We start from the raw sequence: 6,781 nt of genomic DNA on the forward strand, positions 1-6,781 counted from the left end.
CGCCCACGCGCTGCGCGAGGCCGCAGCGGCCGGCAAGGCGGTCGCGGTCGAGTCCGCCGGCGGCGACGGGCGCCCCACCACGGTGCGCATGCGCCCCATCGCGGTCGGCGGGGGGCGCGTGCGCGGCGTGCGCACCGGCGCCGCCCAGAGCGAGCTCACCCTCGCGATCGCCCGCATCGTGCGCGTGCGCCCCGCCGAGGGCGACTGAGCGCAGGCGGGAATGTTCGGCCGTCCCGCGGCGCTGTACCCCCGGGCCGGCGCACCAGCGGATGCGCCGGGTGCCGCGGGACCCGCGGCAGGACCGCCCGCGCGCCCGGCGCCGGGTGGCGCGAACGTGGAGCCGGCAGAGCCCGGGAGGAAGGCGGTGAGGCCATGAGCGGCCCCCTCGTGGTGCAGTCCGACCGCACGATCCTGCTCGAATCCGCCCACCCGCAGGCGGCGGAGGCCGCCATCGCGATCGCCCCGTTCGCCCAGCTCGCGCGCACCCCGGAGTACATCCACACGTACACGATCACCCCGCTGGGACTGTGGAACGCCCGGGCCAGCGGCCACGACGCGGAGTCGGTCGTCGACACGCTCCTCGAATACGCGAAGTACCCCGTGCCCCACGAGCTGCTCCTCGACATCGTCGACATCATGGACCGCTTCGGCGTCCTCGTCCTCACCCAGTCGCCCATCCACGGGCTCGTGCTCGAGTCCCAGGACCCGGTGCTGCTGGGCGAGCTGCTGGGCCACCCCCAGCTGCAAGGGCTGCTGGGTGCCCGGCTCGACGAGCGCAGCGCCCTCGTCCACCCCTCGGAGCGCGGCGAGCTCAAGCACCGCCTGCTCAAGCTCGGCCACCCGGTGGCCGACCACGCGGGCTACGTCGACGGCGAGGCCCACGCCATCGACCTCAAAGGCGAGGGCGAGGGCAGCGACTGGCACCTGCGCGGCTACCAGCGCGAGGCCGTGGACGCCTTCCTCGCCGGCGAGTCCGGCGTCGTCGTCATGCCCTGCGGGGCGGGCAAGACCGTCGTGGGCGCGGCGGCGATGGCGGAGCTGGGCACCACGACGCTCATCCTCGTGACGAACTCCGTGTCCGCCAAGCAGTGGAAGGCGGAGCTGCTGCGCCGGACGAACCTGAGCCCGGACGAGATCGGCGAGTACTCCGGGGCCGTCAAGGAGATCCGGCCCATCACGATCGCCACCTACCAGGTGCTCACGACGCGGCGGAAGGGCTCCTACCTCCACCTCGAGCTGCTCGACGCCCGCGACTGGGGGCTCGTCGTCTACGACGAGGTCCACCTGCTGCCCGCCCCCGTCTTCCGGCTCACCGCGGGCCTCCAGGCGCGCCGCCGGCTGGGCCTGACCGCAACGCTCGTGCGCGAGGACGGCCGCGAGGAGGAGGTCTTCAGCCTCATCGGCCCCAAGCAGTTCGACGTGCCGTGGAAGCAGATCGAGCGCGACGGCTACATCGCCGAGGCGCACTGCCGGGAGGTGCGCGTGCGCCTGGACTCGGGCTCCCGGGCCGCCTACGCGCGCGCCGAGGGCGAGGACCGCTACCGGCTCGCCGCGACCACGGACATGAAGGTCCCGGTCGTCGAGCGCCTCGTCCACGAGCACGCGGGCCAGCAGGTGCTCGTCATCGGCCAGTACCTCGACCAGCTCGAGGAGCTGGGCGCCGCCCTGGGCGCGCCCGTCCTCACGGGCAAGACCGGCGAGGCCGAGCGCGAGCGCCTCTACGCGGACTTCCGCGCGGGCCGGATCCGCGTCCTCGTCGTGTCGAAGGTCGCGAACTTCTCCGTCGACCTGCCCGAGGCCTCGGTTGCCGTGCAGGTGTCCGGCTCGTTCGGCTCGCGCCAGGAGGAGGCGCAGCGCCTGGGCCGGATCCTGCGGCCCAAGGCCGATGCGAAGCCCGCGGCCTTCTACACGATCGTCACCGCCGCCACCGTCGACGAGCACTTCGCGGGCCACCGCCGCCGCTTCCTCACCGAGCAGGGCTACGCCTACACGATCGAGAACGCGTAGCCCGCCGCCGGGCGGGGCGCCGGGCGGCCAGGCGGGGTCCGGCGGCCCGTCCCACGGACAGGGCGGCCTGCGCCCACGGGCCGAACGGCCCTATCGTTGAGCCATGATCGTCGGCATCGTCTTCGGCGGCCTCGCCGCGCTCCTCGTCCTCTCCGGCCTCGCGGCCGCGCTCGCCAGCCCCTGGTGGCTCATCCTCACCGGCATCGCCGCCGGCCTGCTCGCGGTCGCCGTCTACGACCTGGTCCAGAAGCGCCTGGCCGTGCTCCACAACTACCCGCTCGTGGGCCATCTGCGCTACATCCTCGAATCGGCGCGCCCCATGATCCAGCAGTACTTCGTCGAGCGGAACTGGGACGGCCGGCCCTTCGACGCGGACGCCCGGCGCCTCATCTACGAGCGGGCCGCCGGGATCCACTCGGTGAAGTCCTTCGGCACCGAGCTCGAGGTGCGAGCCCCGGGCTACGAGTTCCTCGCCCAGTCGATCCGCCCGGGCGCCATGCCCGAGCGCGAGCACCGCGTGCGCCTGGGCGGCCCCGACTGCACCCGGCCCTACGACGCCTCGCTGTTCAACGTCTCCTCGATGAGCTTCGGGGCCCTGTCGGTCAACGCGGTGCTGGCCATGGGCTACGGTGCCGCGCGCGGCGGGTTCCTGCAGGAGACCGGGGAGGGCGGGCTGACGAAGTACCACCTGCAGACCGGGGCCGACCTCATGTGGGAGTTCGGCAGCGGGTACTTCGGCTGCCGCACGGCCGAGGGCCGCTTCGATCCGGAGACCTACCGCGACAAGGCGCGCCTCGAGCAGGTCAGGGCGACGTCCATCAAGCTCTCCCAGGGCGCCAAGCCGGGCCTGGGCGGTGTGCTGCCCGGGCCCAAGGTGACCGCCGAGATCGCCGAGGCCCGCGGCGTGCCGATCGGCCAGGACTGCGTCTCGCCGCCGGCGCACACCGCCTTCACGACCCCCATCGAGCTCATGGAGTTCGTCGCCCGGCTGCGCGAGCTCTCCGGCGGCAAGCCGGTAGGCTTCAAGCTGTGCGTGGGCATGCGCCGCGACGTCCTCGCCCTGTGCAAGGCGATGCTGGCCACGGGCCTCGCGCCGGACTTCATCATCGTCGACGGGGCCGAGGGCGGCACGGGCGCCGCCCCGCTCGAATACGAGGACCACGTGGGCATGCCCCTGACCGAGGGGCTCATGACCGTGCACAACGCGCTCGTGGGCTGCGGCCTGCGCGGCGATATCCGCCTGGGGGCGGCCGGCAAGATCGTCTCCGGCACGGACATCGTGCGCCGCCTCATCCAGGGCGCGGACTTCTGCCAGTCGGCGCGCGGGATGATGATGGCCACCGGCTGCATCCAGGCGCAGCGGTGCCACACGAACGAGTGCCCCTCCGGCGTGGCCACGCAGAATCCGCGGCTCTACCGCGGCATCGACGTGCCCTCGAAGGCCGCGGACGTCGAGCGGTTCCACGCGCTCACGGTGGAGGAGGTGCGCCAGATCGTCTCGACGCTGGGCGTCGACTCGCCGGACGGGCTGCACCACGAGATGCTCGTGCGCAGGGTCAGCCAGACCCGCACCCTCAACTATGCGCAGTTCAACGAGTGGCTGCGCCCCGGCCAGCTGCTGGACGACCCGCCGCAGGACTGGGCGGGCGACTGGGAGCTCGCGCGGGCCGAGCACTTCGGGCCGCCCGCGATGGCCGGCGGCACCCCGCAGCGTTACCTGTGGCCCGCATCACTTACGCCTCCAGCTGGCATCCAGGAGACTTCCAGACTAGGGGTCCACACTGGGGCCATGACTGCTGCAAACCACGAGGGCCGCGACGTCGAGGCCACGCTCCTCGTCGTCGACGATGAGCCGAACATCCGCGAACTCCTGTCCACCAGCCTGCGCTTCGCGGGCTTCGACGTGGTCTCCGCCGCCAACGGGGCCGAGGCGCTGCGCCTGGCCGAGCAGGCCGAGCCCGACCTCCTCGTGCTCGACGTCATGCTGCCCGACATGGACGGCTTCACGGTCACCCGGCGCCTGCGCCAGGCCGACCGCCACATCCCCGTCGTCTTCCTCACCGCCCGCGACGACACCTCGGACAAGATCACCGGCCTGACCGTGGGCGGCGACGACTACGTGACGAAGCCCTTCAGCCTCGAAGAGGTCGTCGCGCGCATCCGCGCCGTCCTGCGCCGGACCCACTCGGCAGAAGAGGAGGAGGGCGCCGTCATCGTCGTCGGCGACCTCGAGCTCGACGACGACACCCACGAGGTGCGCCGGGGCGGGATCCTCATCGACCTCTCCCCCACGGAGTTCAAGCTCCTGCGCTACCTCATGCTCAACGCCAACCGCGTGCTGTCGAAGTCCCAGATCCTCGACCACGTCTGGGAGTACGACTTCGGCGGCGACACGGGAATCGTCGAGTCCTACATCTCCTACCTGCGCCGCAAGATCGACACGGCCCCGGAGACGGACGAGGCGGGCACGCCCATCCAGCTGGACTGGAAGCCCATGATCCAGACGAAGCGCGGCGTGGGCTACATGCTGCGCACCTCCGACGCGAAGTAAGCGGCGAGTACCATCGCCGCGCATGCTCCGAAGCCCCGCCAGCGGGGGGTGCTCTGGGACGAGTGGTCGCTGACCACCAAGCTCCTGGCGATCATGATGACGCTCATGCTCCTGGCGCTGAGCGGCACGAGCGCCTGGGTGCTCGAGAACCTGCGCGCCAGCCTCATCGAGCGCACCGACGAGCGCCTCACCGGGGCCGCTCAGACCCTCGTGCGCGAGGCGGCGAGCACGGTGGCGGAGAACTCCCGCGCCCCGCTCCAGACCGCGGCGGCGGACTCGTCGACCCAGCAGGCCCTCAGCAGCCTCCTGCCGGGCGCGTACTACGTGCAGTTCTACGGTGCGGACGGGCAGAAGGTCTACAGTCCCTACTCGCCCTCGGTGGACAACGTGCCGAACCTGCCGGCCATCGACGCGCAGACGGTCCAGGCGGCCGGCGGCGAGCCCATGACGGTCTCCGGTTCGAAGTCGCAGTGGCGCGTTGTGGCCTACACGGTGCGCGGCACGGACCTCTACGTGGCGGTGGGCGTGCCCTTCGACAAGGACATCGACGAGATCAGCGAGTACGCCCGCAACACGATGGCCGGCATCGGCCTGCTGGCGCTCGCAATCGTCGCGGGCGTGGGCTACTTCGCGATCACGAACACGTTCCGCCCCCTCAAGGACATCGAGGAGACCGCCTCGCGCATCGCCGCCGGCGACCTCTCCCAGCGCGTGACGGTCTATCCCGCGGGCACGGAGCTGGGCCGGCTGTCGGCGTCGCTCAACACGATGCTCGGCCACATCGAGGACTCGTTCGACGGGCGGACCCGCTCGGAGAAGCGCATCCGCCAGTTCGTCTCCGATGCCTCCCACGAGCTGCGCACGCCGCTCGTGACGATCCGCGGCTACGCGGAGCTGTTCCGCCAGGGCGCCATCCGCGACCCGGAGCAGGTGGGCCAGGCGATGGAGCGCATCGAGGCGGAAGCCAAGCGGATGGGCGTCCTCGTCGAGGACCTCGTGGTCCTCGCCCGCCTCGACGAGCGCCGCCAGGCGGAGACGGGGCCGGTGCGCATCGACGCGATCGTGCGCGATGCCGCCGCCGACGCCGCGGCGCAGGCCCCCGACCGCGAGATCAGCTTCATCGGCCTCGACGGCGAGGACGCGCAGCCCGTGCCCGCGATCGTCGGCTCCGAGCCCAAGCTGCGCCAGGTCATCGTCAACCTCGCCGGCAACGCCGTGCGCCACACCCCCGACGGCAGCGCGATCGAGTTCGCGGTGGGCCTGGCCGGGGTGCCCCAGGCGCCCGCCCCCGAGGCGGGGGCCCGGAAGGCGGCCAAGCCCGGCTCCGGCTCGGTGGCGGGCTTCGTCACGGGCCCCGTGCGGATCTTCAACCGCGGGCGCCAGGCCGATGAGCGCCGCCCGCGCACCGAGGAGCTCGAGCTCTCCCCCATCTCCCCCGACGTCACATCGTCCGGCGTGCGCGTCTCCGACGCGCTGGCCGGCTTCCCCGCGGGCCGCGTGCGCTTCGAGGTGCGCGACCACGGCGAGGGCATCGATCCCGACGATGTCCCCCGGATCTTCGAGCGGTTCTTCCGCCTCGATGCCTCCCGCACGCGCGACACGGGCGGATCCGGCCTGGGCCTGTCGATCGTCAAGGCGATCGTCGAATCCCACCAGGGCCAGATCTCCGTCCACCCCACTCCCGGCGGCGGGGCGACGTTCCGCGTCGACCTGCCGATCCCACCAGAGAGCTTCACCCAGTCCGACACCGCGGAGCAGGCGCCCGCGGAGTCGGACGCGTCTGAGGCGGCCCGAAAGGACACACCATGAGCCAGCTACCCCATCCCCACGATCCCAGCCGCGAGGTGCCGAACACGTTCGGCGGCGGCTCCGAGTCCGGCGCCGGCTCGCACGGCGCCGGCGACCAGCAGTCCTGGGCCCAGCAGGCGGGCGGCCAGCAGACCGATGGCTGGCACAGCGGCAGCTCGCACAGCGGTGGCTGGCAGGGCGATGACCGGCCCACCGCGGCGCAGCCCGCGGGCGACTGGCAGCGCCCCGCGAACGGCGCCCAGCAGTCGGGCAGCCAGCACTCCGGCAGCCAGCCATACGGCAGCCAGCCCGCCGGCAGCGCGCAGGCGCCCGGAGCCTGGCAGGGCGAGCGCTCGGCCTGGCACGAGGCGGGCACCGGCGCGCAGGCGGACCAGCCCACCGCGGCCCAGCCCAGCGCCCAGGCCGGCTACGGCT

General features: G+C 72.7%; 4 protein-coding genes and 2 pseudogenes. All 6 read left to right on the forward strand.

Annotated elements, in window-relative coordinates; genetic code table 11:
- Positions 1-208, forward strand: a 208-nt coding sequence (locus GSY69_RS13105; RefSeq protein WP_160954282.1) for a hypothetical protein, incomplete at its 5' end; no start/stop codon positions are given.
- 164 nt (positions 209-372) lie between these two features.
- Entirely contained in the window at positions 373-2,007 is a 1,635-nt protein-coding gene (locus GSY69_RS13110) for a DNA repair helicase XPB (RefSeq protein ID WP_160954283.1), read from the forward strand.
- A gap of 619 nt (positions 2,008-2,626) precedes the next feature.
- A pseudogene (locus GSY69_RS15000) lies at positions 2,627-3,460 on the forward strand (glutamate synthase-related protein); the annotation flags it as partial.
- Between the two features lie 336 nt (positions 3,461-3,796).
- Positions 3,797-4,558: a response regulator transcription factor gene (locus tag GSY69_RS14290; protein ID WP_202411115.1), complete on the forward strand. Its 762-nt coding sequence runs from the start codon at positions 3,797-3,799 to the stop codon at positions 4,556-4,558.
- Positions 4,559-4,654: 96 nt separating this feature from the next.
- Positions 4,655-6,367, forward strand: a complete 1,713-nt coding sequence (locus tag GSY69_RS13120) for a sensor histidine kinase (protein ID WP_160954285.1) — start codon at positions 4,655-4,657, stop codon at positions 6,365-6,367.
- Positions 6,364-6,781, forward strand: a pseudogene (locus GSY69_RS13125) (hypothetical protein); the annotation flags it as partial. The gene GSY69_RS13120 and the pseudogene GSY69_RS13125, both read left to right, overlap by 4 nt.

It is taken from the genome of Brevibacterium rongguiense (assembly GCF_009857845.1).
Lineage (GTDB): Bacteria > Actinomycetota > Actinomycetes > Actinomycetales > Brevibacteriaceae > Brevibacterium > Brevibacterium rongguiense.